This is a genomic window from Salicibibacter cibarius, from assembly GCF_016495725.1.
GTDB classification, from domain to species: domain Bacteria; phylum Bacillota; class Bacilli; order Bacillales; family Marinococcaceae; genus Salicibibacter; species Salicibibacter cibarius.
The window spans coordinates 207,264-231,836 of sequence record NZ_CP054705.1 but is presented as its reverse complement, the minus strand read 5'-3'; the positions used below and the strand labels follow the sequence as shown (position 1 = coordinate 231,836).

Sequence of the window (24,573 nt, the reverse complement as noted above, 5' to 3'; positions counted from 1 at the left end):
ATCGGCCTCACCTTCTCGTTTTTATTCAAATGGCGATTTGACGCGAGCGCCCTCTTTCCGCTCAATGACACGTGTCGCGATATTTTCATACATTTTTCCGATCGGATGCTCTTTTTCATAAACGGAAGGGGCAAAGTCATCATCATCGATGGTGGGTTGGCCCAACGGGATCTGGCCGAGCAATTCAGCTTTAAGCTCTTCGCTTAGACGTTCGCCGCCGCCTTGGCCGAATACATACTCTTTTTCCCCTGATTTGCTTTCGTAATAGGCCATGTTCTCAACAACCCCTAACACGCGATGGTTGCTCTTGATCGCCATCGCACCCGCGCGGGCAGCTACAAACGCTGCTGTCGCGTGTGGCGTCGTGACGATAATCTCATCAGATTCCGGAAGCATGGAATGGACATCAAGCGCAACGTCGCCCGTCCCCGGAGGCAAGTCCAAAATGAGGTAGTCCAAGTCTCCCCATGTGACTTCATTGAAAAAATTGGTTAACATTTTTCCGAGCATAGGCCCGCGCCAAATCACCGGGGCATTATCTTCAACGAAAAAACCCATGGAAATGACTTTCACGCCATAGCGTTCAACAGGATGTATTTTGTCTCCTTCAACGGTCGGGCGGTTTTCAATTCCCATCATATCCGGAACACTGAAGCCGTATATGTCCGCGTCAATAATGCCCACTTTCTTTCCCTGACGAGCTAGTGACACTGCCAAATTAACCGTAACCGTCGATTTTCCGACGCCGCCTTTCCCGCTGGCTACCGCAATAAAATTGACCGGACTATTTTCACTCAAGAGACCCCCGTCGCCTTCTTCTTGTTCTCCCGGATCTCCGTGCTGTGCGGCTTCTTCTTTTGAAAGTTCCTCAAACCGGAGCCCTACTTGGGACGCGCCGGCTTCTTTAACAACGGAAACAATGTTTTGCTGTACTTGCATTTGCGCGCCTGTCCCCGTTTTTGCCAGTGCAATTTTCAAGCTCACATTGTCGCCGTCTTTTATACGAATATCCCGAACACCATCAGTTTCTACGATGCTTTTTTTCAGGTCGGGATCTTTGATTTGTTTTAAAACATCCATAATGTCTTGCTCTTGTAACACAATAAACACCTTCCTTTGAGGTTGATATCGAGGGATGCCCCCAGTATACCACACCTCGGGGATAGGATTTAAGAAAGACGCCTGAACTTTCATTCCTCAGCAACAGCATAACGTGCCAATCCTTGATAGATGGCGGCAGCCATCTGGTCGAGATATTCCTCATCTTCAAAACGCGCGGCCTCTTCCGGATTGGATAGAAAACCTGCTTCAATAAGCAGACCAGGGACTTCCGTCGAATCAAGCATATAGATATTATTCACGCCTGCAGCCTTTCGGTTTGTGTTTTCCAACTGCCGTGTCAATTCCCCTTGGACAGTTTCTGCCATCATTTGACTTTCCGTAAAAGCCGGATTATAAAACGTCTGCGCACCGCTCCAATTCGCAGAACCCGCGTTCAGATGCAGACTAATGAAAAAATCGCTGCCGGATTCGTTAATCAATTGGACCCGATTTTGCAAATCTTCCACCTTTCGATTGCGTAATCCTTCTGTGGAAGGAGCAGCTAAATCAACATCCTCTTCTCTCGTCATCAGGACAAGCGCACCTGCTGATTGTAAATAATCCCTAAGTTTAAAAGACATTTCTAGTGCCACATCATCTTCCATAAGCATCTCCCGGGAGCTCGAACCCCCATCAACGCCGCCATGTCCGGGATCGATCACAATCACCTGGCCACTTAACGGCAAATGTAGACCACTTGTATTTTCTGACCACTCAACGGAAAAAATACTATACATACCGACAATCAAAGCAATTGCCAAAAGGGGAGAGGCCAGCCAGATCTTTTTTTTCATAAAAAGAACATCCTTTTCTAAGGGATAGTCCATCCTATGAAAAAAGGGACGGGCGTATGCCCGCCTAAAGACGCAATTGTGACCGATTTTTGCCTGTTTTTAAACCGACTTGCCACCAATGGTACACATAAGCTTCAGCGCCGCTTTTGATTTGGTCACGGTTGATGTGCTCATCTTGAATCCAGTCAATCATAAATGCTTGCAGTTCAGTCGCACGTTGGTTCACCTGTTCTTCATCATCGGCACTATCTTGTGGCTTGCCGGTCCTGGCCTCGGTCATTCCTCGTTTGGCCGAGGAGATAAACGTTTCGATCGCCACATCCATACAAATCTCCTCTAGAAAAGAGTGGCGGAATTGAAAATCACCACACGCGGGGATAAGGTGTTTTTCGGTAGCATAGACCATATCTTCCATACTCAGCGTGTGCAGTAACTTTTTCTCCACTTCCCAGTCCTTTAAACGCTTATGCTCTTGAAAAGACACGACTGATCCCATGCTTGCCCCCTCAAGATTAGTGTGGGACTCAACCGGGCGAAACATGTCTGGGAAAGGGAGGACGGTTTAAATAAACATTTGCTTAAAAATCTGGGACTCTTTTTACCAAAAAATTGATATCAATGAATAATTATGGTAACAACACTCGCTAGCGGAGGAAAAACGCAGAGACTCCGCAAAAAAAGCGTACTTCTAACGAGGAGGCTGAGCGCAAGCCCACGGAAAGCGTAGTGTTTTTCCGTAGCGCTTACCATCGTTCATAATCACACCTATTTTTCAACCTCAATAAAAAAATACAGCCGACACAGGGGTGTTTCCCTGAGGGCTGTATCCACATATTTGTCGCTCTTTTAACGCTTCGAGAACTGCGGCGCACGGCGGGCGCCTTTAAGGCCGTATTTCTTCCGTTCCTTCATTCTGGAATCACGTGTGAGCAATCCATTGTCTTTGAGCACTTTCCGGTATTCCGGATCAACTTGCAACAAAGCGCGTGCGACACCGAGCTGAATCGCTCCTGCTTGCCCTGTGTAGCCGCCGCCTTTCGTTGTGATTTTTAAATCATATTGACCATCGGTGCCGGTTTCTACAAGTGGCTGGTGAATGACCGTTTTGAGCGTTTCATGATCGAAGTAATCATCCATCTCACGTTTGTTGATCGTTACCTTTCCGTTTCCCGGTGAAAGGAATACCCGCGCAACGGCGTTTTTGCGCCGGCCTGTTCCGTAATATTGCAAAGATGCCAATTCAATCCCTCCTTTTTATTATCCGTGGAGCTCCAAGCTCTCCGGTTTTTGTGCTTCATGTTTATGGTTTGGTCCTTCATATACGTGCAGTTTTTTAAATGTTTGCCGGCCGAGTGCATTTTTCGGAAGCATGCCTTGCACGGCAAGCTCTACCATTTTTACCGGCTTGTTTTTACGCATCTCCAACGCTCTCGTGGATTTTAAACCGCCGGGATGTCCACTGTGGCGATAATACATTTTATCCGTGATCTTGTTGCCGGTGAGTTCCACCTTTTCCGCGTTAATAATAATGACGTGATCACCTGTATCCACGTGCGGTGTGAATTCCGGTTTATTTTTTCCTCGCAAAATGGTTGCTACTTCGCTTGCCAGACGTCCGAGCCTTTTTCCTTCGGCATCGACGACATACCATTTGCGTTCGATTTCTTCTGCCTTAGCCATATATGTCTGACGCATTGGGGGATTCCCTCCTTCGATCAATCGCTTTTCATCTATTTTTACGTTCATCATATTCGTGACTCCGGGGCTAGTGGAGGACGAAATGCCAACTAACATCGTATAACAATCGGCCGGTGATGTCAATAGCCGGATCCCGTGTTACAACCGTCTTTATGGGCCATAATGCACCTTCCATAAATACAACCCGTGCCCGGGAACCGTCTTTCCTGCTTCTCGGCGATCACCGGATTGCAAAATTCGGCTCATATCCCCGTCGGCGAGACGGCGTGTTCCGATATCAATGGCTGTTCCCACGATGATCCGTACCATATTGTAAAGAAAACCGTCTCCGTTAAACCGAAAACACCATTCATCTTCACCGGTTTGTTCATAGCTGGCGCCATTTAATGTTCTCACTTTACTTTCCACATTCGTATCGCTCGCACAAAAGGCAGAAAAATCGTGCGTGCCGACCAATGGTTGCAATGATCGCAGCACGGCTTCATGATCGAAAGCGTGGGCAAAGACATGATACACATAATGGCGTTGGAATACATCGCGCTCTCGTCCGACATGAAGAAAATAACGATATTCTTTAGCTTTAGCATCAAAGCGTGCGTGAAAATGGTCATCCACACGTTCAACGTGAAGCACCTGCATGTCTCGCGGCAACACCGTGTCAAACGCTCGCGGCCAACGCACACCCGGAATTTGCAAAGAAGAATCGAAGTGAACGACTTGTCCGCGAGCATGCACATGGGCGTCGGTACGACCGGAAGCGACCACCTTTTTATTTTCACCTTTATGCAATCTTGTGAGCCCTTTTTCAAGCTCCCTCTGCACAGTCCGCTTCCCCGGCTGCACTTGCCAGCCGGAGAAAGCCGCTCCATCATAAGCGATGGTCGCTTTCCAACGTGCCATAACTGTATCCTCCTAGGCAAACGCCCAATAATCGCTATGTGCGTGCATCATCGTTCAGAATAAATTCGACAACCTATAGTTTTGTCGTCCCCCCCATGGTGACACCATGGAATGTTCATGAAGCCCGATAGAGGGCAGCGCTGTCAGATTCGCGCATCATGAAGCGGGCATGATATCCCTAAATGATCGACCCTCTCCAATTCGGGCTCCATGAAGCGGGCATGACACCCTAAAATGATCGACTCCCTCCAATTCAGGCGCCATGAAGCGTTCCACTAGCCATTTCGCAGCAAGACCAACACTACGCCCACACCGATAACGGTCATACAGGCAACCGTATCTTGCACGCGCCATTTGAGAACACGCAATTTCGTTCGCCCTTCCCCGCCTCGATACCCACGCGCGTCCATCGCCGTGGCCATATCTTCCGCCCGTTTAAATGAACGGACGAATAACGGGATGATAAAAGCCGTCATCGTCTCCAGCCTTGTTTTCAATGATCCTTTTGTAAAATCGGCGCCACGCGCTGCCTGGGCTTTCAATATTCGGTCCGCTTCCAACAATAACGTCGGAATCAAACGAATGCTGATCGACATCATTAAGGACATTTCATGGGCAGGCAGCCCAAACCGCTTAAAGGGACGCAAAAAATATTCAAATCCATCGGTTAAATCAATCGGCGTCGTCGTTAATGTCAACAATGAGGCAAAAACGACGAGGGCGCCAATCCGCACAGCGATGAACACCCCTTGCTCGATCCCGCCGCTATAAACGGAAAAACCGAGGATTGTAAAAAGGACCTGTCCTTCATTCGTAAAAAATGCATGAAGAAAAAACGTAAAAATAACTAAAATAAATACCGGTAATAATCCTTTGAGAAAAAATTTTAACGGCACCCGTGACAACAACACAAACGATCCGACAGCAGCCAGCAACGCACTGTAACTCCAAAATTCATTTGCCAAGAAGACGATACCGGCAAGGGCAAGCAAGCATAGAAGTTTTGCTCTCGCATCCAATCGATGCATGGGCGATGAAACAGGAACATACTGTCCGATGACGATGTTTTGTAACATGGTTATCCCTCTTCTTTCACACTTGCCCACTGATCGGCAATAACCGCTGCCAAGGCTTCCGGTTCCAATAGGAGGTTGTCGATATCCCAACCTGCTTCTTGCAAAGCGCGGGTTATACGAGCCGAAGGAGGGGAAGCCAATCCGATATCGGCAAGCAGATCTGCTTCCCGGAAAACCTGCGCCGGCACTCCGCTTGTCACCGGCTTTCCTGCAGGACCCATCACGATGACCTCATCGGCATAACGCGCGGCATCTTCCATGTCATGCGTGACTAGGATTGTCGTTAACCCATGCTTGTCATGCCAGTCTTTCAATACATCCAACAGCGCGCGGTGGCCGGCGGGATCAAGACCGGCGGCAGGTTCATCGAGAATTAGCACTTCAGGATCGGCGGCAAGCACTCCGGCAATGGCGACACGCCTCATTTGCCCCCCGCTAAGATTGAATGGCGAGACAGAAAGCACTTCCTTATTTATGCCAACAACATCCAAAAGTTCAGGGAGCCGTTTCCGAATTCTTTCCACATCCAAACCGAGGTGCTTGGGCCCAAATAGCATGTCTTCTTCAACCGTAGCGCCAAACAATTGATGCTCGGGATATTGAAAAACCATGCCGATTTTTTGCCGCAACGGTTTTACTTCTTTTCGTTTCGATTTTCGATGCAGACGGAAGCTTCCGCATTGGACCTGTCCAGACGTAGGAAGCACCAATCCATTGATCAATTGCATTAACGTCGATTTCCCCGAACCGGTGCTGCCCACAAGTGTCGTGAACGCCTTCGATTCGATTGTAATGTCCACATGATTAAGTGCCCGCTTTTCAAATGGAGAACCAATCATATAAGAATAGCTTACATTTTCAAAGGAGATGTGCATAATCGCTCCACCCATTCGCGTTCGCTTAACGATAAAGGTTCCAAATGGACGCCTCGCGCTTGTAAAGCTACTTGCATACGTAAAAAATAAGGCAACGTAAACGATCGGGAAAGCAAAAAGTCAGGGGCTTGGAAAAAGTCATAAGCCGATTGATCCCGTAACGTATTCCCTTGCTCCATAAAAACGACCCGACTTGCTTTAAGCGCTTCTTCCAGCTCATGTGTAATCATAATGATCGTAATCCCGGACTGATGGAGCTCGGCCATCGTTTGCATGACTTCCGCCCGGCCATTCGGGTCCAGCATAGATGTCGCTTCATCAAAAATCATGATCTCCGGACGCAGGGCAAGAATACCCGCGATCGCCGCTCGTTGCTTTTGCCCACCCGAAAGACGATGAGGTTCGGCCGATAACATATCCTTGATCCCCGCCCGTTCACTTGCTTCCTCGATTCGATCGAGCATTTCCGAGCGTGGGATACCGGCATTTTCAAGCCCAAAAGCAATGTCATCCCGTACGGTAGCAGCGACAAATTGATGGTCCGGATTTTGAAACACCATGCCTACCTTTTGGCGGATTTGCCATATGTTTTCTTCCTTATGCGTCTGCAAATCCCCAACCATGACCATACCGCTCTCCGGCTGTAATAGTGCATTTAACATCCTCGCAAACGTAGACTTTCCCGAACCGTTCGTCCCCAACAATGCCACCCATTCCCCTTGATTTATTTGTAAACAAAGGTCTTGTAAAATGAAATCCTGTTCTTCCTGATAACGAAAATATAGATGTTCACAATGAATAAGGGGCGGCATTGTTCTTCCTCCTATTTTTGCTTCTAGCCAATAAATAAAATTGTATCATGCGCCGGCTTAATTGTTAACCTTTTTTACGTGTGGTTAACAAACAGAAAAAAAGGACAGCGACTTTGGAATCGTCCTGCCCTCACACCTATTAAACGAGTTCGATGACGGCCATCGGGGTGCCGTCCCCTTTTCTCGGCTCCATTTTAATAATGCGTGTGTAGCCGCCTTGCCGCTCTTCGTAGCGCGGGCCGATGTCATCAAACAATTTTTGAATGGCATCCTGGTCTTCTTCAGCCGCTTCCTTGCGGATAAATGCTGCTGCTTGCCGACGGTCATGCAAGGTGCCACCTTTGCCGAGCGTGATCGTTTTTTCCACAATCGGGCGCAGCGCTTTTGCTTTTGCCTCCGTGGTCACAATCTTTTCGTTGATCAAAAGATCCGTCGCGAGATCACGAAATAACGCTTTTCGTGCTGAACTATCTCTTCCTAGCTTTCTGTATGCCACAGTTATTTCCCTCCTTTTGACCAATTCTTTGGATGCGTTTATTCCTCATCGCGAAGACCGAGGCCTAAATCTCCCAGTTTCTCTTGAACTTCTTCCAAAGATTTACGTCCCAGGTTGCGCACCTTCATCATGTCTTCTTCTGATTTCTGAGTGAGCTCCTGCACGGTATTAATGCCTGCGCGTTTCAAACAATTGTAAGAACGTACCGATAAATCCAGCTCTTCAATTGTCATCTCCAACACTTTTTCTTTTTGGTCTTCCTCTTTTTCCACCATGATTTCAGCATTTTGTGCTTGGTCTGTCAAACCGATAAAGATGCTTAAATGTTCATTCATGATCTTGGCGCCTAGAGACACAGCTTCTTCCGGACGAATGCTGCCATCCGTCCAAACATCAAGCGTTAGCTTATCATAGTTTGTAATCTGACCGACGCGCGTATTTTCGACCTGGAAATTCACTCGGTCAACCGGTGTGAAAATCGAATCGATCGGAAGCACACCGATGGCCAAGTCCTCGTGATTGTTCCCATCGGCGGGAACATAGCCACGGCCACGTTTGGCGGTCATTTTCATATGAAATTTCGCACCTTGATTAAGCGTAGCGATATGAAGGTCGGGATTCAAAATATCAACATCACTATCGTGGTTAATATCTTGCGCCGTGACTGCACCTTCGCCACTTGCTTCAATTTCAAGCACTTTCTCATCATCGGAATGGATGTTGAGAGCCAGTTTTTTCAAATTCAGCACAATGGTGGTAACGTCTTCCACGACGCCCTCCACTGTTGAGAACTCGTGAAGGACTTGATCGATTTGAATATTCGTAATCGCTGATCCCGGTAGGGATGATAACAGAATTCGACGTAAGGAGTTTCCTAAGGTTGTTCCATAGCCTCGTTCAAGCGGTTCAACTACAAACTTCCCGTATTTGCCGTCCTCACTGACTTCAATCGTTTCAATGCTCGGCTTTTCGATTTCGATCATCTTTTAAATGATACCCTCCTTTAAAACGTCAGCATCCGTATTGCACACTTCACCATTCACAGTACATAAAGTCCGCCATTTTGATGCTCACTTTGTCTAACCATTATTGACAGAGCGCGGTGTTTTCAAACCTTATAATGGCCTATGACGTGTTATACTCTGCGACGTTTTGGAGGGCGGCAACCGTTATGGGGCACAGGTGTAACATCACGGATAACATTCACTTCAAGCCCGGTTGCTTGCAGGGAACGAATAGCTGCTTCACGGCCGGCACCCGGCCCTTTTACGGCAACCTCCACGTTTTTCATACCGTGATCCATCGCTCCCTTAGCGGCTGTTTCAGCTGCCATTTGAGCGGCGAAAGGGGTGGATTTACGTGATCCTTTGAAACCAAGGTTGCCGGCACTTGCCCATGCCAATGCATTTCCTTGCGTATCCGTAATCGTCACAATCGTATTGTTAAATGTGGAACGAATATGGGCAACCCCTGAATCCACATGCTTACGTTGGCGTTTTTTGCGGGATGTTGTTTTCGGTTTGGCCATTTTTTAAACCTCCTTACTTCTTCTTATTCGCGATCGTCTTCCGAGGACCTTTCGCGGTTCTGGAATTATTTTTCGTACTTTGTCCACGGGCAGGCAGCCCACGGCGATGACGGATGCCGCGATAGGAACCAATTTCGATTAAACGTTTAACGTTAAGAGACTTTTCCCTGCGAAGATCCCCTTCCACCGTGTAGTTTCCGACAGCTGTTCGGATGCGCCCGAGCTCTTCATCCGTAAGATCGCGAACCCGTGTCTCCACCGGTACGTCCGCTTCCTCAAGAATTTTTTCCGCACGGCTTTTTCCAATCCCGTAAACATACGTGAGTGAAATAACGACCCGTTTGTCGCGAGGAACGTCAACTCCTGAAATTCGTGCCATGAACATACACCTCCTTTACGGTTAACCTTGTTTTTGTTTATGCTTCGGGTTTGAACATATCACCATTACTGTGCCTTCGCGGCGAACGATTTTACATCGTTCACACATCGGTTTTACGGAAGCTCTGACTTTCATTTTCTTTCCCTCCTTCGTGATCGATAACCTGCGATTGTTATTTGTATCGATACGTAATTCGACCACGGGAAAGGTCATATGGGGAAAGTTCCACAGTAACCTTATCACCGGGTAAAATACGGATAAAGTGCATGCGGATCTTGCCGGAAACATGCGCGAGTATTCGATGACCATTCTCCAGTTCCACTCTGAACATGGCGTTTGGCAAAGGCTCGATAACTGTGCCTTCTACTTCAATCGCATCATCTTTGGCCATGGATTTACTCTCCTCCCTTCCTAGTATCAGGTAGTCTCTACGAAATTGCATCTACACGTGGCGCAATTTGGCATTAGTCACACGTCGGTATCAGGCCTGTGTCAAAATTTCATATCCTGCATCCGTAATCGCAATCGTGTGTTCAAAATGTGCGCAGTTTTTCCCATCCGTTGTGACCACTGTCCAATTGTCTTCCAAAGTATGGACATAACGCTCGCCCATATTTACCATCGGTTCAACGGCAAGCACCATCCCCGGTTTCAAACGGACTCCTTTTCCAGGGGGGCCGAAATGCGGGATTTGCGGGTCTTCATGCAAGTCTTGACCAACACCATGACCAACATACTCCCTAACAACCGAGAACCCATGTTTCTCCACGAATGTCTGTATCGCATGAGAGACATTAGAGAGTCTTTCTTTCGGTTTTGCTTCCGCAAGCCCCTTGTATAAAGCATTCCGGGTCACTTCCAAGAGTTGCTCCGTTTCGGCTGTTATTGCACCAACAGGATACGTCCACGCTGAATCACCATGATACCCGTGAATCTTCGCTCCAATATCGATGGAAATGATATCACCGTTTTTTAACACTCTGTTTCCCGGCACACCGTGAACAAGTTCCTCATTTACGGAAGTACAAATACTTCCGGTAAATCCATGATAGCCTTTAAATGAAGGAACGGCATCATACGATTGTATAAAATGATCGGCGACTTGGTCAAGTTCAGCGGTTGTAACCCCCGGCTTAATATGGCTTTGAAGTTCTTCATGGGTCAACGCCACTATTTTTCCGGCATGTCGCATAATCTTTAATTCCCGATCGGTTTTACGAATAATCATGCATGCTGCAAACCTTCCAATAATTGAACAATATCCCCATGCACATCATCAATCTCTTGGTTGCCATCGATATTACGGAGATAACCCTTTTGGCTATAAAAATCAATCAGCGGTTGCGTCTGTTCAATGTTCACTTCCAGGCGTTTTTTCACCATTTCCGGTTTGTCATCATCACGTTGGATGAGCTTGCTGCCATCCACATCACAAATCCCTTCCACTTTTGGCGGGTTGTAATCCACGTGATACGTTTCACCGGAAGAAGGGGAAACACGACGGCCTGCCAAACGTTTGATTAGCGTTTCCTTAGGGACCTCAATGTTGATGACAAAATCAATCGAACGGTTAAGATCTGTGAGAATGCCCTCCAACGCCTCCGCTTGCGGGATTGTGCGCGGAAACCCGTCAAGCAAAAATCCTTCTGCGCAATCATCTTCACCGAGTCGTTCCCGAACGATCCCAATCGTCACCTCATCAGGCACAAGTTCTCCCTCGTCAAGGTAGCGCTTCGCTTTTATGCCAAGTTCGGTTTCGTTTTTAATTGCCGCCCTGAACATATTCCCTGTTGAAATGTGGGGAATCCGGTACGCTTCACTAATCGTGCCCGCTTGTGTTCCTTTCCCGACACCCGGCAGCCCCATTAAAATTAAATCCATGATACCTCTCCTTATATCCCGCGTTGGTCTTACTCGCTACTCCTTATTTTATGAACCCTTTGTAGCTACGTTTCAGCAATTGTCCTTCGATCTGTTTCATCGTGTCCAGTGCAACACCGACAACAATGAGCAAGCCCGTGCCTCCGATTTGAATCGCTTCAGGCAATCCGAGTTGAGTCGTAAAGAACACCGGCAAAATCGCAACCGTGGCCAAAAACAGGGAGCCGACAAGCGTAAGTCGATACAGGATATGGCGAATATGATGTTCCGTTGTTTTACCGGGACGAATACCGGGCACATAACCGCCTTGCTTTTTCAAGTTCTCTGCCATCGTTTCCGGATTAACCTGCACAAATGTATAGAAATACGTAAAAGCAATGATTAATCCGATATAAACAATTGCCCCAACCGGTTGCGTGTAATCAAAATTATTGATCACCCATTGGGCAATCGGATTGTCTTCTCCCAAAAAGCTTGCAACTGTCGGCGGAAAGATAAATAACGCCATCGCGAAAATGACCGGGATAACCCCTGCAGAGTTTACCTTCAGCGGAAGGTGCGTGGATTGCGCGCCTGCCGTTGACTGACGGCCAACCACCCTTTTTGCATATTGGATTGGCACTTTACGAATCGCTTGCTGCACAAAGACAACGCCGACAATAATCAAGAGTACTGCAAGTGCCAATAAAAGGATGGTAACAATGCCCATAAACAGCTGCTCGCCTGTACCTTCGATTTGCGTAGCGTAAATTTGATTGAGCCCATTTGGGATACCGGCAGCAATACCGGCAAAAATCATGATGGAAATCCCGTTCCCTACCCCTTTTGCCGTTATTTGCTCCCCTAACCACATGAGAAAGGTGGTCCCTGCGGTCATAATGAGCGCGATAAGTAGGTACGTGGCAACCCCCGGATCCGGAATAAGCCCCGGAAATTGGGCATTAAAACCGATAGACATTGCCAGCCCCTGAATAAACGCCAATACGACAGTGAAATAACGAGTGAACTGTGCCAGTTTTCTTCTTCCTGCTTCCCCTTGCTTAGACCACTCCGTAAACTTCGGGACAACATCCATCCGCAAGAGTTGGACGACAATGGAAGCAGTGATATAAGGGAAGACGCCCATCGCAAAAATAGAGAAGTTGCCGAGCGCTCCCCCCCCAAACGTGTCAAGAAAACCGAAAGCTGATGCTTCCCCCTGGAAGTCCAAAACGTCGCTGTCGGATCCGGGAATTGGAATAAATGTCCCGATACGATAGACGATGAGCATGGCCAGGGTGAAGAATATTTTTCGACGCAGATCTGCCGCGCGAAATATATTGGCTAAGCCCTTAAACATTAAACCACCTCGGTTCGACCGCCGGCTGCTTCAATTGCCTTAACTGCAGAGGCAGAAAATTTATTGGCTTTCACTGTCAATTTTGTCTCCAATTGACCATTCCCAAGGATTTTAATGCCATCATTTTCTTTTTTAACGGTGCCGGTCTCGATAAGCAACTCCGGCGTAACCTCCGTTCCTTCTTCAAAACGATTGAGGGTTTCGATGTTAACGACGGCATAAGTCTTCCGAGTTGGATTTGTAAATCCGCGTTTAGGCAACCGTTTGTAGATCGGGTTTTGCCCGCCTTCGAAACCGGGACGTACATTTCCGCCTGAACGGGACTTTTGTCCGTGTTCTCCTCGTCCGGCTGTGTTGCTCCGTTTTGACCCATATCCTCGTCCGGGACGAATCCCTTTTTTGCGAGCACCTTCCGCTGGTTTCAAATCGTGCAATTTCATATTTTCACACCTCCTGTCTTGAAGCGTTCCCTTAACTGCTGATTTCTTTTACATTTACAAGGTGGGATACTTTGTTAACCATTCCGCGAATGGCAGGATCGTCCTTTTGGATCACCGAATGGTTTATTTTGCGCAGTCCCAGTGTCCGTACCGTTACGCGCTGGTCTTCCGGTCTGCCAATCAAACTGCGGGTGAGGGTGATTTCCAGTTTATTTTCCATTTGTACTCCCTCCTATCCTTGCAATTCTTCGACGCTTTTGCCGCGTAGTCTGGCAATATTTTCAGCCGTTTTTAATTCGCTCAAACCTTGTAGCGTAGCACGAACCATATTGATCGGATTGCTGGAGCCGTGTGATTTTGAAAGAATATCATTTATCCCGGCATGTTCAAGAACCGCACGCACAGGGCCGCCGGCAATAACTCCCGTACCTTCAGCCGCAGGTTTCAGCAATACTTTGCCAGCTCCGTAACGCCCTACCAATTCGTGAGGGATTGTCGTACCTACACGAGGAACTTTAATGAGGGCTTTCTTTCCGTTTTCCACAGCTTTGCGAATCGCCTCGGGTACTTCATTGGCTTTCCCGATGCCAAAACCTACATGCCCGTTGCGGTCACCGACAACGACAATCGCTGCAAAGCGAAAGCTGCGGCCGCCTTTTACCACTTTTGAAACACGGTTAATAGCAACGACTTGTTCTTCCAAGTCAAGTTTATTTGGATCAATGGCCATAGATTGTCCCTCCTTCATGCTTTAAAATTTCAAACCTTCCTCACGAGCAGCATCAGCCAATGCCGCTACGCGTCCATGATAGATATAGCCTCCACGATCAAAAATGACGTCTTCATATCCTTTTTCACGTGCACGCTTTGCAACAAGCGCTCCCACATCTTTAGCAGCACTCACGTTTCCGCCGTTCTCTCGAGTAAATTCAGGGTCTAACGTGGATGCAGCTGCCAACGTTTCACCTTTTGTATCATCGATAAGTTGGGCGTAGATATGGTTTGAAGAGCGAAAAACATTTAAGCGTGGGCGTTCCGAAGTTCCGCTTAGCTTTTTTCGTATTCTGTTATGACGTTGTTTGCGGGCCCCTTGCTTATTGATTTTTGTCGCCATGAAAAACGTTCCTCCTTTCCTGCCTTCTTCAGGCAGCATTTGGCATTGGTTTATTTACCTGTTTTTCCAACTTTGCTTCGCACTGTTTCATCCGTATAGCGTATCCCTTTTCCTTTATAGGGTTCCGGCTTGCGAACGGAACGAATATCCGAAGCGACGGCTCCAACCAATTGTTTATCGATTCCTCTAACAAGTACTCTTGTGTTTGATGGCACTTCAAATTCAATGCCTTCCGGCTCTTCCATTTCAACCGGGTGTGAATAGCCGACGTTGAGTACGAGTTTGTTGCCCGATTTTGATGCACGGTAACCGACACCGACAAGGTCAAGGCTTTTTTCGAAACCGTCCGTTACACCTTTCACCATGTTTGCGATAAGGCTTCTTGTCGTTCCGTGCATGGAACGGTGGTCTTTGTGATCCGATGGACGCTTCGTCGTAACGACCCCTTCTTCATAGTGAATCGTAATACCTGAATTAAATTGACGGGACAATTCCCCCTTGGGTCCTTTTGCCGTTACATGTCCGTCGTCGACCGTAAGCGTTACACTATCCGGCACTTCTAATGGCAGCACACCGATACGTGACATTTTATATTACACCTCCATTCGTGCACGCTTACCATACGTAGGCGAGCACTTCTCCGCCAATGTTTTGTTTGCGGGCTTCTTTGTCTGTAACAATCCCTGATGAAGTCGAAATAACCGCGATGCCCAATCCGTTCAACACGCGGGGAACTTCATCGGAACCGGTATATACACGCAATCCCGGTTTGCTTATCTTTTTTAATCCGGAGATAACCCGTTCATTCCCTTGCCCATATTTAAGAAAAATACGGATAACCCCTTGCTTTTTATCGTCCACGAATTCGACATCGCGCACATACCCTTCACGTTTAAGGATCTGCGCAATCTCTTTTTTTAAGTTTGATGCCGGCAATTCCAGCTTATCATGACGCACAGTATTGGCGTTGCGTATTCTCGTAAGCATATCGGCAATCGGATCTGTCATAACCATATCGATAAACCTCCTTCCATCTCTCAGGTTTTACCAGCTTGCTTTTTTTACACCGGGAATCTGACCTTTATAAGCAAGATCACGGAAACAAATCCGGCAAAGCTTAAATTTTTGATATACAGCGTTCGGCCGCCCGCATCGTTCACAACGGGTGTATTCGCGAACCTTATATTTTTGAGGTTTCTTTTGCTTTTCGACCATCGCTTTTCGAGCCAAAATGCATTCCCTCCTTCGTTAGATATTTATCGTTGAAAAGGCATGCCCACTTGCGTAAGCAATTCTTTCGCTTCCTCGTCCGTTTCGGCGCTCGTTACAATGACAATGTCCATGCCGCGGACCTTGTCGATCTTGTCGTATTCAATTTCCGGAAAAATCAACTGTTCCTTTATACCGAGCGTGTAATTTCCGCGGCCGTCAAATGCTTTGCTTGAAATCCCGCGAAAGTCACGAACACGAGGCAAGGATACGTGAATCAACTTTTCCAGAAAGTCATACATGCGTGTTCCGCGAAGGGTCACTTTCGTGCCGATCGGGTTCCCCTCTCGCAGTTTAAATCCCGCGATCGACCGTTTCGCTCTTGTCACGATCGGTTTTTGCCCTGTGATTAAAGCGAGTTCTTCCATGGCATTATCCAAGGTCTTCGGATTGGATACAGCTTCACCCACGCCCATGTTGATGACGATTTTTTCGATCTTCGGAACTGCCATTACCGATGAGTAATTGAACTGGTCGTGTAAGCGGGGGATGATTTCGTCTTTATAACGTTCCTTTAAAGCGTTCATTATTTTTGGGCCTCCTTTCAGCAAGCGTTACTAATCAATAACCTCTCCGGATTTTTTTGCAATGCGTACCTTTTTACCGTCTTCGGTTTTGTAACCGATCCGGGTAGGTTCTCCGTTTTTCGGATCAATGAGCATCACGTTCGATACATGGATAGGCGCTTCCATGTCTTCGATGCCCCCTTGCGGGTTATCCTGCGAAGGTTTCATGTGTTTGGTTACTTTATTGACCCCTTGGACAAGGACACGTTCACGGTTGGGATAAGCTGCGATGATCTCACCTTCCATACCCTTGTCTTTCCCGGTAATCACTTTAACCTTATCGCCTGTTTTCACATGCAATTTCGGTTGTTGCGCCATTGGTTCGCACCTCCCTCATCAATGGTTCTTCCAAGTTTTAAAGCACTTCCGGTGCTAACGATATAATTTTCATATACTGACTATCGCGCAGTTCACGCGCAACCGGTCCGAATATACGTGTACCTCTCGGACTTTTGTCATCACGAATAACGACCGCTGCGTTTTCATCGAATCGGATATACGAACCGTCCGTCCGCCTCACACCACTGCGGGAACGAACGATGACCGCGCGCACAACTTCATTTTTCTTGACAACGCCTCCTGGCGTTGCATTTTTGACGGAGCAGACGATCATGTCACCGATGTTTGCGGTTTTTCGCCCGGTACCCCCGAGCACTTTAATGCATTGTACTTCCCGTGCACCTGAGTTATCGGCAACTTTTAGCCTCGACTCTTGCTGGATCATTTTCACGGCCTCCCTTCAATCAAAGATGTCTTAAATAATCACTGATTCTTCGACGATTTCAACGAGGCGGAAGTATTTATCTTTGGACAACGGACGTGTCTCCATAATTCTAACGATGTCGCCTACTTTCGCTTCATTATTTTCGTCATGTGCTTTAAATTTCTTTGAAGAACGGACGCGTTTGCCGTATAGCTTATCTACTTTATACGTTTCAACGACAACGGTGATCGTTTTATCCATTTTATCGGAAACAACGCGACCGATCCGTACTTTTCGATCATTGCGTTCACTCATAATCGGCTACCTCCTTTTACCCTCGGTTTATGCCAAGTTCTCTTTCTCTCAAAACAGTATTGGCACGGGCAATTGCTTTACGAACGTTGCGGATGCGGGCGGGGTTATCCAACTGACCGGTTGCCAGTTGAAATCGAAGGTTGAACAGTTCTTCTTTTAATGATTTCGTCTCTTGCTCAATTTCCGTCGTGGTCATTTCCCGGATTTCATTAGCCTTCATTTGCCTCACCACCCATTTCTTCACGTTTCACAAATTTGCATTTGATCGGAAGCTTGTGGGATGCAAGACGCAATGCTTCTCGTGCCACTTCTTCATTGACACCCGCGATTTCAAACATAATTCTACCGGGTTTAACAACGGCTACCCAACCTTCCGGCGCGCCTTTCCCGGAACCCATGCGGACTTCCAATGGCTTTGCGGTATAAGGTTTATCGGGGAAAATTTTAATCCAAACTTTACCGCCACGTTTCATATAACGCGTCATCGCGATACGGGCGGCCTCAATCTGTCGGTTTGAAACCCAGGATGCTTCCAGGGCCTGTAGGCCATATTCGCCAAATGTGATTTCCGTGCCGCCTTTAGCACGGCCTCTCATACGGCCACGCATTTGACGACGGTATTTCACGCGTTTAGGCATTAACATGTTTAGTCGCCTCCTTCGTCTGTACGGTCACCTTTCGTGGGAAGAACCTCTCCACGGTATACCCATATTTTCACACCAATCTTCCCGTATGTGGTGTCTGCTTCTGCTGTGCCAAAATCAATATCCGCCCGCAATGTATGCAAAGGTACAGTTCCTTCGCTATAGCTTTCGGAGCGCGCCATGTCCGCACCGCCGAGGCGTCCGTTCACTTCTGTACGGATCCCTTTTGCTCCGGCACGCATTGTGCGCTGAATGGACTGTTTCATTGCGCGGCGAAAAGATACGCGGTTTTCCAACTGACGAGCGATGTTTTCAGCAACGAGCTTCGCGTCCAAGTCTGCTTGTTTGATTTCAGAGATGTTGATGTGCACACGTTTACCGGTAAGGGCATTTAAGTTTTTTCGCAATGCCTCAACTTCGGAACCGCCTTTACCGATCACCATGCCGGGCTTGGCTGTGTGAATGTTAATGTTCACCCGATTTGCCGCCCGCTCGATCTCAATCATCGATATGGAAGCATCTTTGAGGCGCTCTTCAATATACTCGCGAATTTTTACGTCTTCGTGCAGCAACGTTGCGTATTCTTTTTCTGCGTACCATTTTGATTCCCAGTCACGGATTACACCAATCCGAAAACCTATGGGATTAACTTTTTGACCCACGCTTTATCCTTCCTCCTTTTCTGAAACAATGATTGTAATGTGACTCGTTCGTTTGTTGATTCTGGATGCGCGTCCCATTGCTCTCGGGCGAAAACGTTTCAAGGTGACACCTTCATCCACGTAAGCTTTACTGACCACTAAATCTTCCGGTTCCATTTCATAATTATGCTCCGCATTGGCAATCGCGGATTTCAATACCTTCTCCACAGTTGGTGACACGCCTCTCGTTGTATGCCTCAATATGGAAATGGCTTCTCCGACGTCTTTGCCGCGCACGAGATCAACGACCATTCGTGCTTTTCGAGGAGCGACACGAACTTGTTTTGCAACTGCTTTAGCCTCCATTGTAGTCTACCTCCTCTCTTGTTAACGTCGTCTCGTTTTTTTGTCGTCCTTGTCGTGTCCCCGATACGTCCGTGTTGGGGCAAATTCACCAAGTTTATGGCCGACCATGTCTTCCTGGATGAAAACAGGCACGTGCTTGCGTCCATCATGGACAGCAATGGTATGTCCGACAAAATTAGGGAATATCGTGGAACGGCGTGACCATGTTTTAATAACACGTTTGTTATTCTCATCCATCGCTTCGACCTTTTTCATTAGATGATCATCTACAAATGGTCCTTTTTTCAAACTGCGACCCATTTAAAAGCCTCCTTTCTTGTATAGGCGCGACGTGTGAATAGCGCCTCCCCAATTCGATGACTTAGGGTATTGGCGCTAAAACGATCGCGATTATCTTCTTTTCTTTTTGTTCCGACCTTGAACAATATACTTGTTTGACGGTTTATTTCTTTTTCTCGTTTTATAACCAACGGACGGTTGACCCCAAGGCGATACGGGTGCATCACGGCCGACCGGCGCCCGTCCTTCACCACCACCGTGCGGATGGTCGGATGGGTTCATGGCTGAACCGCGAACCGTAGGGCGTTTATTGAGCCAACGGCTGCGCCCGGCTTTACCGATATTAATCTGTTCATTTTCAAGGTTGCCCACTTGTCCAATCGTTGCCCGGCACGTGGATAGAATGAGACGAGTCTCACCGGACTTCAAACGAACAAGCGAGTATTTGCCTTCACGTCCGAGAATTTGTGCATGCGCACCTGCAGCGCGTGCCAATTGACCGCCTTTCCCGGGTCTCATTTCAATATTGTGGATGGTTGTGCCTATTGGAATGTCCTTAATTTCAAGGGCGTTCCCGATTTTGATGTCCGCATCGGATCCTGACGTTATATTGTTTCCTACTTTCAGTCCATTCGGGGAAAGAATATAACGTTTTTCTCCGTCTACATAATGAATGAGCGCGATGTTCGCAGAACGGTTCGGATCGTATTCAATTGTTGCTACTCGACCCGGAACCCCGTCTTTGTTTCTCTTGAAATCAATGATCCGATATTTACGCTTATGACCGCCACCCTGATGGCGTGTCGTGATTCGGCCATGGTTGTTCCGGCCGGCATTTTTGGAATGCGGAGCAAGCAATGACCGCTCCGGGCTATCGGTTGTGATTTCGGAGAAATTTTTCCCGGTCATAAAACGTTGCCCGCCTGTTTTCGGTTTATAGCGTTTAACTGCCATTGGTTTTCCCTCCTCTGCTGTGAGACTTAAACTTCATCGAATATTTCGATCTCGTCACTGTTCTCGGTTAACGTTACAATCGCCTTTTTTCTCGCGGGTTTATAACCTTCGAAACGACCGAAGCGACGAAATTTGCGTTTATAGTTCATCGTGTTCACCTTATCGACATCAACTTCAAAGATTTCTTCAATCGCTTGTTTGATTTGGGTTTTATTCGCTTTAATGTCGACTTCAAACGTATATTTCTTATCTTCCATGATCTCTGTAGAGCGTTCCGTAACTACCGGGCGCTTAATCACATCGCGTGCATCCATTAGCCAAGCACCTCCTCTACGTTCTCTACAGCCTTTTTCGTGATGATTAACTTATCGCTGTTAATCACATCTAGAACACTCACACCTTTAGCGTCGATGGTTTTCACGTTCTGCAGATTGTTCGCGGATTTCTTTAGGTTTTCGTTATCGTCCGCTGTAACAATCAACGTTTTTTCTTCGGCGGAAAGACTGGAAAGAATATTCACCATTTCTTTTGTTTTCGGCACGTCAAAATGAAGATCATCGACAACAATGAGGGCGTCATCCTGAACTTTTGCGGAAAGTACAGAACGAAGCGCGAGACGACGAACCTTTTTCGGAAGTTTATACCCGTAATTTCTTGGGGTCGGCGCAAAAATGACACCGCCGCCCGTCCATATTGGGGAACGGTTTGAACCATGGCGTGCACGGCCCGTACCTTTTTGGCGCCAAGGTTTTGCACCGCCACCGCGAACTTCGGAACGGGTTTTTGCTTTTTGGGTTCCTTGGCGTAGCGATGCCTGCTGCATAACAACCGCATCGTGCACAACACTTTCATTCGGTTTAATTCCGAAAACAGAATCGGTAAGTTCCGTATCCCCGACTTCCGAGCCGGTTTGATTGTATACCGTTACTTTAGGCATGATGGTTCCTCCTTTCTTTTAGACATTACTTACTAACAGATTGCACCTTTACATAACCCTTTTTGGGTCCTGGGACGTTCCCTTTTATGAGCAATAAGTTACGTTCTTCATCAATTTGTACGACCTCAAGGTTTTGAACCGTCACTTGATTGCCACCCATCTGTCCTGGGAGCTTTGTCCCTTTGAACGTTTTCGAAGTGTCAATAGGGCTCAATGCGCCTGAACCTCGGTGGTAACGGGAACCATGTGATTTCGGACCGATTGCGTAATTGTGACGCTTAATCGAACCTTGAAAGCCTTTCCCTTTCGAAACACCCGTGACGTCGATGACGTCGCCGGATGCAAATGTATTAACGCTGACCTCTTGACCAACTTCGTGATCTCCAATACTCATATTGCGAAATTCACGAATGTAGCGCTTGGGCGCCGTGCTTGCTTTTTCAGCATGGCCTTTTTCCGGTTTGGTGGCACGTTGTTCTTTTTTGTCATCCATGCCTAATTGAACCGCATCGTAACCATCATTTGCTTCTGTTTTTAACTGCATGACAATGTTCGGGTTTGCTTGAACGACAGTTACAGGGACAACATCGCCGTTCTCTTTAAATACCTGCGTCATGCCGATCTTTCTACCCAAGATTCCTTTGGCCATCAGTCACACCTCCTGTTTTTCATGTTAAATTTAAAGCTTAATCTCAATATCGACACCTGAAGGCAGATCCAAACGCATCAAGGCGTCTACCGTTTGCGGGGTCGGACTGAGAATATCGATAAGGCGTTTATGCGTGCGCATTTCAAATTGCTCCCGAGAATCCTTGAATTTGTGCGTCGCGCGTATAACAGTGTATACCGATCGGTCTGTCGGAAGAGGCACCGGTCCGGACACTTTCGCATCGGAACGCTTAGCGGTTTCCACAATTTTTGCGGATGATTGATCAAGGATTCGGTGATCATACGCCTTTAATCGAATTCGGATTTTGTCATTTGCCATGTTTAACCCTCCTTTTCGTCTGATTTTCAGACTTGCTCCGTGAAAATTCCCCCCACCCGCCATGGCAAAGGGGCCGGGTGTGTCGGGCAACCTTCCACTTCTTCGCTCGACAATCAAAAAGGGGAGGTCCGTATGCATGGCCTCCTCCCACCTTCTTTGTCACACCTAACCATTATAAAGGCTACGAACAGCGATTGCAAGCAGAAATTTGATTTTTTCCGCCCGGAGTAGCTATTTTCATAAAAAGACTCTTAAACATTGGCGCAACAAATGCAAAAAGGAAGTACAGTTTGTGAGCAAAAGCTATGTTGATAAATTTGGGCAGCTTAGTTCCGAACGCTTTTATAATGAAGAAATCCGAATTGTTTATTTGGTGTCGGTGTAACCGGGCGGGGACCTGCAAAACTGAGGGTTTCAATTTTTTAGCAAAAAGTTTCCGTAATACTGGTGATATATAGCCCAATGAAGGGTAAAGGTTTCATTAATGGAAGAATTGCCGAAAATCTCTACAAGTGGCGTGTTTCAAAAGTCCTTCCACATTGCAAAATGATATACGTCACAGTTTGTTGTTCCTCTCGGAGCAACTCGGCCCCCGTTTGAGGGATTACTTTACCTTTCTTGTTCCTCTCAGGGCAAATCAACCTCCCTCTGGGGCATTACTTTCTTCCTCTTGTTCCTCTCAGAGCAGCTTATCCTTCGTCTGAGGGATTACTTTCCTTCTCTTATCCCCTCAGTGGAACTCGCCCCCCCTTTGAGGGAGTAAACGCGCAGCGTTCGTTGAAATATAAAGCTTGACGATTGTTTGCAATATAATAATGACGTGAGCGTGCCACCTACGACATAAAAGGTGCTTGTTCATAAAAACAGAACGCAAAAAGAAACTTATTGGCATTTTGCCTTTTCATAATTGTTGATATCAGTAATAATTGATATTAACACTAACTAGCGAAGGAAAAGCGCAGTGTTTTACCGCAGCGGTTACCATGGCTCATGCTTACATCTATTTTTCAACCATAAATTTTAGTGTTGACCCGATATTTTATGTAGTAAACGGTGCAACTCCGATCCCTTTTCAGACCTGGACCGCATCCTTCGTTAATCAAACGTTTAATTAAATTTTATTTCATCCGTGAAAAAGTTAGAAAACTGGCTTTTCACCAAGCTTTGATGGCGAAAAGCCTTAGTTGCACTTATGTAGGTAAGAAAGTTGATTTACCAAAAAAAGAGCACCCGACACGGGCGCCCTTTTTTTCATGTTTACTTCACGATCTCTGTGACAACACCGGAACCTACGGTACGTCCACCTTCACGAATCGAGAACCTTGTCCCGTCCTCGATCGCGATCGGTTGAATGAGTTCCACGGACATCTCGATGTTGTCCCCGGGCATAACCATTTCCACGCCTTCAGGAAGGTTGATCACGCCGGTAACATCCGTTGTGCGAAAGTAGAATTGCGGACGGTAATTTTGGAAAAATGGCGTGTGACGGCCACCTTCATCTTTTGAAAGCACATAGACTTCTGCTTTAAATTGCGTGTGAGGTGTGATTGTACCTGGCTTAGCGAGCACCTGTCCACGTGTAATATCTTCACGGGCAACACCACGTAGCAATGCGCCAATGTTGTCACCCGCTTCAGCATAGTCGAGAATTTTGTGGAACATCTCGACACCTGTAACGGTAGTTTTTCTCTTCTCTTCAGTAATACCGAGAATCTCTACTTCGTCACCGCTGTTGAGCATGCCACGTTCAACACGGCCGGTTGCAACCGTGCCACGACCGGTGATGGAGAAGACGTCCTCAACCGGCATCATGAATGGCTTGTCTGTATCACGTTCAGGCGTCGGGATATAACCATCGACTTCATTCATCAAGTCAAGAATTTTTTGCTTATGCTCGTCATCACCTTCAAGAGCTTTCAAAGCAGATCCGGATACAACAGGAATGTCGTCTCCCGGGAAGTCATACTCGGAAAGGAGATCGCGCACTTCCATTTCCACGAGTTCAAGCAACTCTTCGTCATCGACTTGGTCCACTTTGTTAAGGAAAACAACGATGGACGGCACACCGACGTTACGGGAAAGCAAGATGTGCTCGCGTGTTTGCGGCATCGGGCCGTCAGCGGCGGATACAACTAGGATGGATCCGTCCATTTGCGCGGCGCCTGTGATCATGTTTTTCACGTAGTCCGCGTGTCCCGGGCAATCCACGTGTGCGTAGTGACGAGTTTCCGTTTCATACTCAACGTGGGAAGTCGCGATGGTAATTCCGCGTTCCTTCTCTTCCGGAGCACCATCAATTGCATCATATTCCATGACGGTACCAGTGCCGGATTGTTCATGAAGAACTTTTGTAATCGCTGCAGTCAACGTTGTTTTTCCATGGTCTACGTGTCCGATTGTGCCAATATTGGCATGCGTTTTCGACCGGTCAAATTTTTCTTTTGCCATTGAAATGTTCCTCCCTTAGGTTAAGGTATT

40 protein-coding genes are annotated in these 24,573 nt (G+C 47.2%); all 40 read right to left on the bottom strand.

The genetic code is table 11. The features are described 5' to 3' along the window. Positions 1-21 precede the first annotated feature (21 nt). Positions 22-1,101: an Mrp/NBP35 family ATP-binding protein gene (locus HUG15_RS01255; protein ID WP_200126504.1), complete on the bottom strand. Its 1,080-nt coding sequence runs from the start codon at positions 1,099-1,101 to the stop codon at positions 22-24. An 89-nt stretch (positions 1,102-1,190) separates the two neighbouring features. Then, the gene (gene cwlD / locus HUG15_RS01250) at positions 1,191-1,895 is read right to left on the bottom strand and encodes an N-acetylmuramoyl-L-alanine amidase CwlD (protein ID WP_200126502.1); all 705 of its coding nucleotides are present in this window, start codon (positions 1,893-1,895) and stop codon (positions 1,191-1,193) included. Positions 1,896-1,959: 64 nt separating this feature from the next. Next, on the bottom strand, positions 1,960-2,391 hold the full coding sequence (locus HUG15_RS01245) for a DUF2521 family protein (RefSeq protein ID WP_200126500.1): 432 nt from the start codon (positions 2,389-2,391) through the stop codon (positions 1,960-1,962). Positions 2,392-2,741: 350 nt separating this feature from the next. Next, positions 2,742-3,134: a 30S ribosomal protein S9 gene (rpsI, locus tag HUG15_RS01240; RefSeq protein WP_200126498.1), complete on the bottom strand. Its 393-nt coding sequence runs from the start codon at positions 3,132-3,134 to the stop codon at positions 2,742-2,744. Positions 3,135-3,152: 18 nt separating this feature from the next. Then, the gene (rplM, locus tag HUG15_RS01235; RefSeq protein ID WP_200128796.1) at positions 3,153-3,590 is read right to left on the bottom strand and encodes a 50S ribosomal protein L13; all 438 of its coding nucleotides are present in this window, start codon (positions 3,588-3,590) and stop codon (positions 3,153-3,155) included. A gap of 153 nt (positions 3,591-3,743) precedes the next feature. Continuing rightward, positions 3,744-4,493: a tRNA pseudouridine(38-40) synthase TruA gene (gene truA, locus HUG15_RS01230; RefSeq protein WP_200126496.1), complete on the bottom strand. Its 750-nt coding sequence runs from the start codon at positions 4,491-4,493 to the stop codon at positions 3,744-3,746. Positions 4,494-4,768: 275 nt separating this feature from the next. Then, the gene (locus tag HUG15_RS01225) at positions 4,769-5,569 is read right to left on the bottom strand and encodes an energy-coupling factor transporter transmembrane component T family protein (RefSeq protein WP_200126494.1); all 801 of its coding nucleotides are present in this window, start codon (positions 5,567-5,569) and stop codon (positions 4,769-4,771) included. A gap of 2 nt (positions 5,570-5,571) precedes the next feature. Continuing rightward, entirely contained in the window at positions 5,572-6,444 is an 873-nt protein-coding gene (locus HUG15_RS01220) for an energy-coupling factor transporter ATPase (RefSeq protein ID WP_200126492.1), read from the bottom strand. Further along, positions 6,420-7,256: an energy-coupling factor transporter ATPase gene (locus tag HUG15_RS01215; RefSeq protein WP_200126490.1), complete on the bottom strand. Its 837-nt coding sequence runs from the start codon at positions 7,254-7,256 to the stop codon at positions 6,420-6,422. Before HUG15_RS01215 ends, HUG15_RS01220 begins: the two co-directional genes overlap by 25 nt. A gap of 139 nt (positions 7,257-7,395) precedes the next feature. Then, complete coding sequence (rplQ, locus tag HUG15_RS01210) at positions 7,396-7,752, bottom strand: 50S ribosomal protein L17 (RefSeq protein WP_200126488.1); 357 nt, start codon at positions 7,750-7,752, stop codon at positions 7,396-7,398. A 38-nt stretch (positions 7,753-7,790) separates the two neighbouring features. Further along, positions 7,791-8,735, bottom strand: a complete 945-nt coding sequence (locus HUG15_RS01205) for a DNA-directed RNA polymerase subunit alpha (RefSeq protein WP_200126486.1) — start codon at positions 8,733-8,735, stop codon at positions 7,791-7,793. A 152-nt stretch (positions 8,736-8,887) separates the two neighbouring features. Continuing rightward, on the bottom strand, positions 8,888-9,280 hold the full coding sequence (rpsK, locus tag HUG15_RS01200; protein ID WP_200086994.1) for a 30S ribosomal protein S11: 393 nt from the start codon (positions 9,278-9,280) through the stop codon (positions 8,888-8,890). 13 nt (positions 9,281-9,293) lie between these two features. Further along, positions 9,294-9,659: a 30S ribosomal protein S13 gene (gene rpsM / locus HUG15_RS01195; RefSeq protein ID WP_200126484.1), complete on the bottom strand. Its 366-nt coding sequence runs from the start codon at positions 9,657-9,659 to the stop codon at positions 9,294-9,296. A 21-nt stretch (positions 9,660-9,680) separates the two neighbouring features. Then, on the bottom strand, positions 9,681-9,794 hold the full coding sequence (gene rpmJ / locus HUG15_RS01190; protein ID WP_200086976.1) for a 50S ribosomal protein L36: 114 nt from the start codon (positions 9,792-9,794) through the stop codon (positions 9,681-9,683). Between the two features lie 37 nt (positions 9,795-9,831). Then, a complete protein-coding gene (gene infA, locus HUG15_RS01185; protein ID WP_114373692.1) occupies positions 9,832-10,050 on the bottom strand; it encodes a translation initiation factor IF-1 in 219 nt (72 codons plus the stop codon). Between the two features lie 90 nt (positions 10,051-10,140). Further along, on the bottom strand, positions 10,141-10,887 hold the full coding sequence (map, locus tag HUG15_RS01180) for a type I methionyl aminopeptidase (protein WP_200126482.1): 747 nt from the start codon (positions 10,885-10,887) through the stop codon (positions 10,141-10,143). After that, positions 10,884-11,540 carry an adenylate kinase gene (locus HUG15_RS01175; protein ID WP_200126480.1) on the bottom strand — a complete coding sequence of 219 codons (657 nt, stop codon included), beginning with the start codon at positions 11,538-11,540 and terminating at the stop codon, positions 10,884-10,886. Before HUG15_RS01175 ends, map begins: the two co-directional genes overlap by 4 nt. A 43-nt stretch (positions 11,541-11,583) precedes the next feature. Continuing rightward, a complete protein-coding gene (gene secY / locus HUG15_RS01170; protein ID WP_200126478.1) occupies positions 11,584-12,879 on the bottom strand; it encodes a preprotein translocase subunit SecY in 1,296 nt (431 codons plus the stop codon). Next, positions 12,879-13,319, bottom strand: coding sequence for a 50S ribosomal protein L15 (gene rplO / locus HUG15_RS01165; RefSeq protein WP_200126476.1), 441 nt, complete (start codon positions 13,317-13,319; stop codon positions 12,879-12,881). The genes secY and rplO overlap by 1 nt, the downstream gene beginning before the upstream one ends. A gap of 31 nt (positions 13,320-13,350) precedes the next feature. Next, the gene (gene rpmD / locus HUG15_RS01160; protein WP_200126474.1) at positions 13,351-13,539 is read right to left on the bottom strand and encodes a 50S ribosomal protein L30; all 189 of its coding nucleotides are present in this window, start codon (positions 13,537-13,539) and stop codon (positions 13,351-13,353) included. A 12-nt stretch (positions 13,540-13,551) separates the two neighbouring features. Further along, positions 13,552-14,049, bottom strand: a complete 498-nt coding sequence (gene rpsE / locus HUG15_RS01155; RefSeq protein WP_200126472.1) for a 30S ribosomal protein S5 — start codon at positions 14,047-14,049, stop codon at positions 13,552-13,554. 21 nt (positions 14,050-14,070) lie between these two features. Beyond that, entirely contained in the window at positions 14,071-14,433 is a 363-nt protein-coding gene (gene rplR, locus HUG15_RS01150; RefSeq protein WP_200126470.1) for a 50S ribosomal protein L18, read from the bottom strand. 50 nt (positions 14,434-14,483) lie between these two features. Then, positions 14,484-15,020 carry a 50S ribosomal protein L6 gene (rplF, locus tag HUG15_RS01145; RefSeq protein ID WP_200126468.1) on the bottom strand — a complete coding sequence of 179 codons (537 nt, stop codon included), beginning with the start codon at positions 15,018-15,020 and terminating at the stop codon, positions 14,484-14,486. A 28-nt stretch (positions 15,021-15,048) separates the two neighbouring features. Beyond that, positions 15,049-15,447 (bottom strand): 30S ribosomal protein S8, encoded by a 399-nt coding sequence (gene rpsH, locus HUG15_RS01140; RefSeq protein WP_200126466.1) that lies wholly within the window; start codon positions 15,445-15,447, stop codon positions 15,049-15,051. 30 nt (positions 15,448-15,477) lie between these two features. Continuing rightward, positions 15,478-15,663 (bottom strand): type Z 30S ribosomal protein S14, encoded by a 186-nt coding sequence (locus HUG15_RS01135; RefSeq protein ID WP_200086959.1) that lies wholly within the window; start codon positions 15,661-15,663, stop codon positions 15,478-15,480. A gap of 26 nt (positions 15,664-15,689) precedes the next feature. Beyond that, entirely contained in the window at positions 15,690-16,229 is a 540-nt protein-coding gene (gene rplE / locus HUG15_RS01130; RefSeq protein ID WP_200126464.1) for a 50S ribosomal protein L5, read from the bottom strand. Between the two features lie 30 nt (positions 16,230-16,259). Next, positions 16,260-16,568 carry a 50S ribosomal protein L24 gene (rplX, locus tag HUG15_RS01125; RefSeq protein WP_200128795.1) on the bottom strand — a complete coding sequence of 103 codons (309 nt, stop codon included), beginning with the start codon at positions 16,566-16,568 and terminating at the stop codon, positions 16,260-16,262. Between the two features lie 55 nt (positions 16,569-16,623). Further along, the gene (gene rplN / locus HUG15_RS01120) at positions 16,624-16,992 is read right to left on the bottom strand and encodes a 50S ribosomal protein L14 (protein WP_200086943.1); all 369 of its coding nucleotides are present in this window, start codon (positions 16,990-16,992) and stop codon (positions 16,624-16,626) included. 30 nt (positions 16,993-17,022) lie between these two features. Further along, positions 17,023-17,286: a 30S ribosomal protein S17 gene (gene rpsQ, locus HUG15_RS01115; RefSeq protein ID WP_200126462.1), complete on the bottom strand. Its 264-nt coding sequence runs from the start codon at positions 17,284-17,286 to the stop codon at positions 17,023-17,025. A 16-nt stretch (positions 17,287-17,302) separates the two neighbouring features. Then, a complete protein-coding gene (gene rpmC / locus HUG15_RS01110) occupies positions 17,303-17,506 on the bottom strand; it encodes a 50S ribosomal protein L29 (protein WP_142089651.1) in 204 nt (67 codons plus the stop codon). After that, complete coding sequence (gene rplP, locus HUG15_RS01105) at positions 17,496-17,930, bottom strand: 50S ribosomal protein L16 (RefSeq protein ID WP_200086938.1); 435 nt, start codon at positions 17,928-17,930, stop codon at positions 17,496-17,498. The genes rpmC and rplP overlap by 11 nt, the downstream gene beginning before the upstream one ends. Positions 17,931-17,932: 2 nt before the next feature. Further along, positions 17,933-18,592, bottom strand: a complete 660-nt coding sequence (gene rpsC, locus HUG15_RS01100) for a 30S ribosomal protein S3 (RefSeq protein ID WP_200126460.1) — start codon at positions 18,590-18,592, stop codon at positions 17,933-17,935. Positions 18,593-18,595: 3 nt separating this feature from the next. Continuing rightward, complete coding sequence (gene rplV / locus HUG15_RS01095) at positions 18,596-18,937, bottom strand: 50S ribosomal protein L22 (protein WP_200126458.1); 342 nt, start codon at positions 18,935-18,937, stop codon at positions 18,596-18,598. Between the two features lie 21 nt (positions 18,938-18,958). After that, a complete protein-coding gene (gene rpsS, locus HUG15_RS01090) occupies positions 18,959-19,237 on the bottom strand; it encodes a 30S ribosomal protein S19 (protein WP_200126456.1) in 279 nt (92 codons plus the stop codon). Between the two features lie 90 nt (positions 19,238-19,327). Further along, complete coding sequence (rplB, locus tag HUG15_RS01085; RefSeq protein ID WP_200126454.1) at positions 19,328-20,170, bottom strand: 50S ribosomal protein L2; 843 nt, start codon at positions 20,168-20,170, stop codon at positions 19,328-19,330. Positions 20,171-20,196: 26 nt separating this feature from the next. After that, positions 20,197-20,484 (bottom strand): 50S ribosomal protein L23, encoded by a 288-nt coding sequence (gene rplW / locus HUG15_RS01080; RefSeq protein WP_200126452.1) that lies wholly within the window; start codon positions 20,482-20,484, stop codon positions 20,197-20,199. Further along, the gene (rplD, locus tag HUG15_RS01075) at positions 20,484-21,107 is read right to left on the bottom strand and encodes a 50S ribosomal protein L4 (RefSeq protein ID WP_200126450.1); all 624 of its coding nucleotides are present in this window, start codon (positions 21,105-21,107) and stop codon (positions 20,484-20,486) included. The genes rplW and rplD overlap by 1 nt, the downstream gene beginning before the upstream one ends. 25 nt (positions 21,108-21,132) lie before the next feature. Beyond that, the gene (gene rplC, locus HUG15_RS01070) at positions 21,133-21,756 is read right to left on the bottom strand and encodes a 50S ribosomal protein L3 (RefSeq protein WP_200126448.1); all 624 of its coding nucleotides are present in this window, start codon (positions 21,754-21,756) and stop codon (positions 21,133-21,135) included. A 30-nt stretch (positions 21,757-21,786) separates the two neighbouring features. Further along, positions 21,787-22,095, bottom strand: coding sequence for a 30S ribosomal protein S10 (gene rpsJ / locus HUG15_RS01065; RefSeq protein WP_200126447.1), 309 nt, complete (start codon positions 22,093-22,095; stop codon positions 21,787-21,789). 1,257 nt (positions 22,096-23,352) lie between these two features. Then, positions 23,353-24,543: an elongation factor Tu gene (tuf, locus tag HUG15_RS01060; RefSeq protein WP_200126445.1), complete on the bottom strand. Its 1,191-nt coding sequence runs from the start codon at positions 24,541-24,543 to the stop codon at positions 23,353-23,355. Positions 24,544-24,573 lie beyond the last annotated feature (30 nt).

Coding starts and splice junctions, on each gene's coding strand:
- cwlD (WP_200126502.1), bottom strand. CDS start 1,895: ATGAAAAAAAAGATCTGGCTGGCCTCTCCCCTTTTGGCAATTGCTTTG.
- HUG15_RS01245 (WP_200126500.1), bottom strand. CDS start 2,391: ATGGGATCAGTCGTGTCTTTTCAAGAGCATAAGCGTTTAAAGGACTGG.
- rplM (WP_200128796.1), bottom strand. CDS start 3,590: ATGCGTCAGACATATATGGCTAAGGCAGAAGAAATCGAACGCAAATGG.
- truA (WP_200126496.1), bottom strand. CDS start 4,493: ATGGCACGTTGGAAAGCGACCATCGCTTATGATGGAGCGGCTTTCTCC.
- HUG15_RS01225 (WP_200126494.1), bottom strand. CDS start 5,569: ATGTTACAAAACATCGTCATCGGACAGTATGTTCCTGTTTCATCGCCC.
- HUG15_RS01220 (WP_200126492.1), bottom strand. CDS start 6,444: ATGCACATCTCCTTTGAAAATGTAAGCTATTCTTATATGATTGGTTCT.
- HUG15_RS01215 (WP_200126490.1), bottom strand. CDS start 7,256: ATGCCGCCCCTTATTCATTGTGAACATCTATATTTTCGTTATCAGGAA.
- HUG15_RS01205 (WP_200126486.1), bottom strand. CDS start 8,735: ATGATCGAAATCGAAAAGCCGAGCATTGAAACGATTGAAGTCAGTGAG.
- rpsK (WP_200086994.1), bottom strand. CDS start 9,280: ATGGCCAAACCGAAAACAACATCCCGCAAAAAACGCCAACGTAAGCAT.
- rpsM (WP_200126484.1), bottom strand. CDS start 9,659: ATGGCACGAATTTCAGGAGTTGACGTTCCTCGCGACAAACGGGTCGTT.
- rpmJ (WP_200086976.1), bottom strand. CDS start 9,794: ATGAAAGTCAGAGCTTCCGTAAAACCGATGTGTGAACGATGTAAAATC.
- infA (WP_114373692.1), bottom strand. CDS start 10,050: ATGGCCAAAGATGATGCGATTGAAGTAGAAGGCACAGTTATCGAGCCT.
- map (WP_200126482.1), bottom strand. CDS start 10,887: ATGATTATTCGTAAAACCGATCGGGAATTAAAGATTATGCGACATGCC.
- HUG15_RS01175 (WP_200126480.1), bottom strand. CDS start 11,540: ATGGATTTAATTTTAATGGGGCTGCCGGGTGTCGGGAAAGGAACACAA.
- secY (WP_200126478.1), bottom strand. CDS start 12,879: ATGTTTAAGGGCTTAGCCAATATATTTCGCGCGGCAGATCTGCGTCGA.
- rplO (WP_200126476.1), bottom strand. CDS start 13,319: ATGAAATTGCACGATTTGAAACCAGCGGAAGGTGCTCGCAAAAAAGGG.
- rpmD (WP_200126474.1), bottom strand. CDS start 13,539: ATGGAAAATAAACTGGAAATCACCCTCACCCGCAGTTTGATTGGCAGA.
- rpsE (WP_200126472.1), bottom strand. CDS start 14,049: ATGGCCATTGATCCAAATAAACTTGACTTGGAAGAACAAGTCGTTGCT.
- rplR (WP_200126470.1), bottom strand. CDS start 14,433: ATGGCGACAAAAATCAATAAGCAAGGGGCCCGCAAACAACGTCATAAC.
- rplF (WP_200126468.1), bottom strand. CDS start 15,020: ATGTCACGTATCGGTGTGCTGCCATTAGAAGTGCCGGATAGTGTAACG.
- rpsH (WP_200126466.1), bottom strand. CDS start 15,447: ATGGTTATGACAGATCCGATTGCCGATATGCTTACGAGAATACGCAAC.
- rplE (WP_200126464.1), bottom strand. CDS start 16,229: ATGAACGCTTTAAAGGAACGTTATAAAGACGAAATCATCCCCCGCTTA.
- rplN (WP_200086943.1), bottom strand. CDS start 16,992: ATGATCCAGCAAGAGTCGAGGCTAAAAGTTGCCGATAACTCAGGTGCA.
- rpsQ (WP_200126462.1), bottom strand. CDS start 17,286: ATGAGTGAACGCAATGATCGAAAAGTACGGATCGGTCGCGTTGTTTCC.
- rpmC (WP_142089651.1), bottom strand. CDS start 17,506: ATGAAGGCTAATGAAATCCGGGAAATGACCACGACGGAAATTGAGCAA.
- rplP (WP_200086938.1), bottom strand. CDS start 17,930: ATGTTAATGCCTAAACGCGTGAAATACCGTCGTCAAATGCGTGGCCGT.
- rplV (WP_200126458.1), bottom strand. CDS start 18,937: ATGGAGGCTAAAGCAGTTGCAAAACAAGTTCGTGTCGCTCCTCGAAAA.
- rpsS (WP_200126456.1), bottom strand. CDS start 19,237: ATGGGTCGCAGTTTGAAAAAAGGACCATTTGTAGATGATCATCTAATG.
- rplB (WP_200126454.1), bottom strand. CDS start 20,170: ATGGCAGTTAAACGCTATAAACCGAAAACAGGCGGGCAACGTTTTATG.
- rplW (WP_200126452.1), bottom strand. CDS start 20,484: ATGGATGCACGCGATGTGATTAAGCGCCCGGTAGTTACGGAACGCTCT.
- rplD (WP_200126450.1), bottom strand. CDS start 21,107: ATGCCTAAAGTAACGGTATACAATCAAACCGGCTCGGAAGTCGGGGAT.
- rplC (WP_200126448.1), bottom strand. CDS start 21,756: ATGGCCAAAGGAATCTTGGGTAGAAAGATCGGCATGACGCAGGTATTT.
- rpsJ (WP_200126447.1), bottom strand. CDS start 22,095: ATGGCAAATGACAAAATCCGAATTCGATTAAAGGCGTATGATCACCGA.
- tuf (WP_200126445.1), bottom strand. CDS start 24,543: ATGGCAAAAGAAAAATTTGACCGGTCGAAAACGCATGCCAATATTGGC.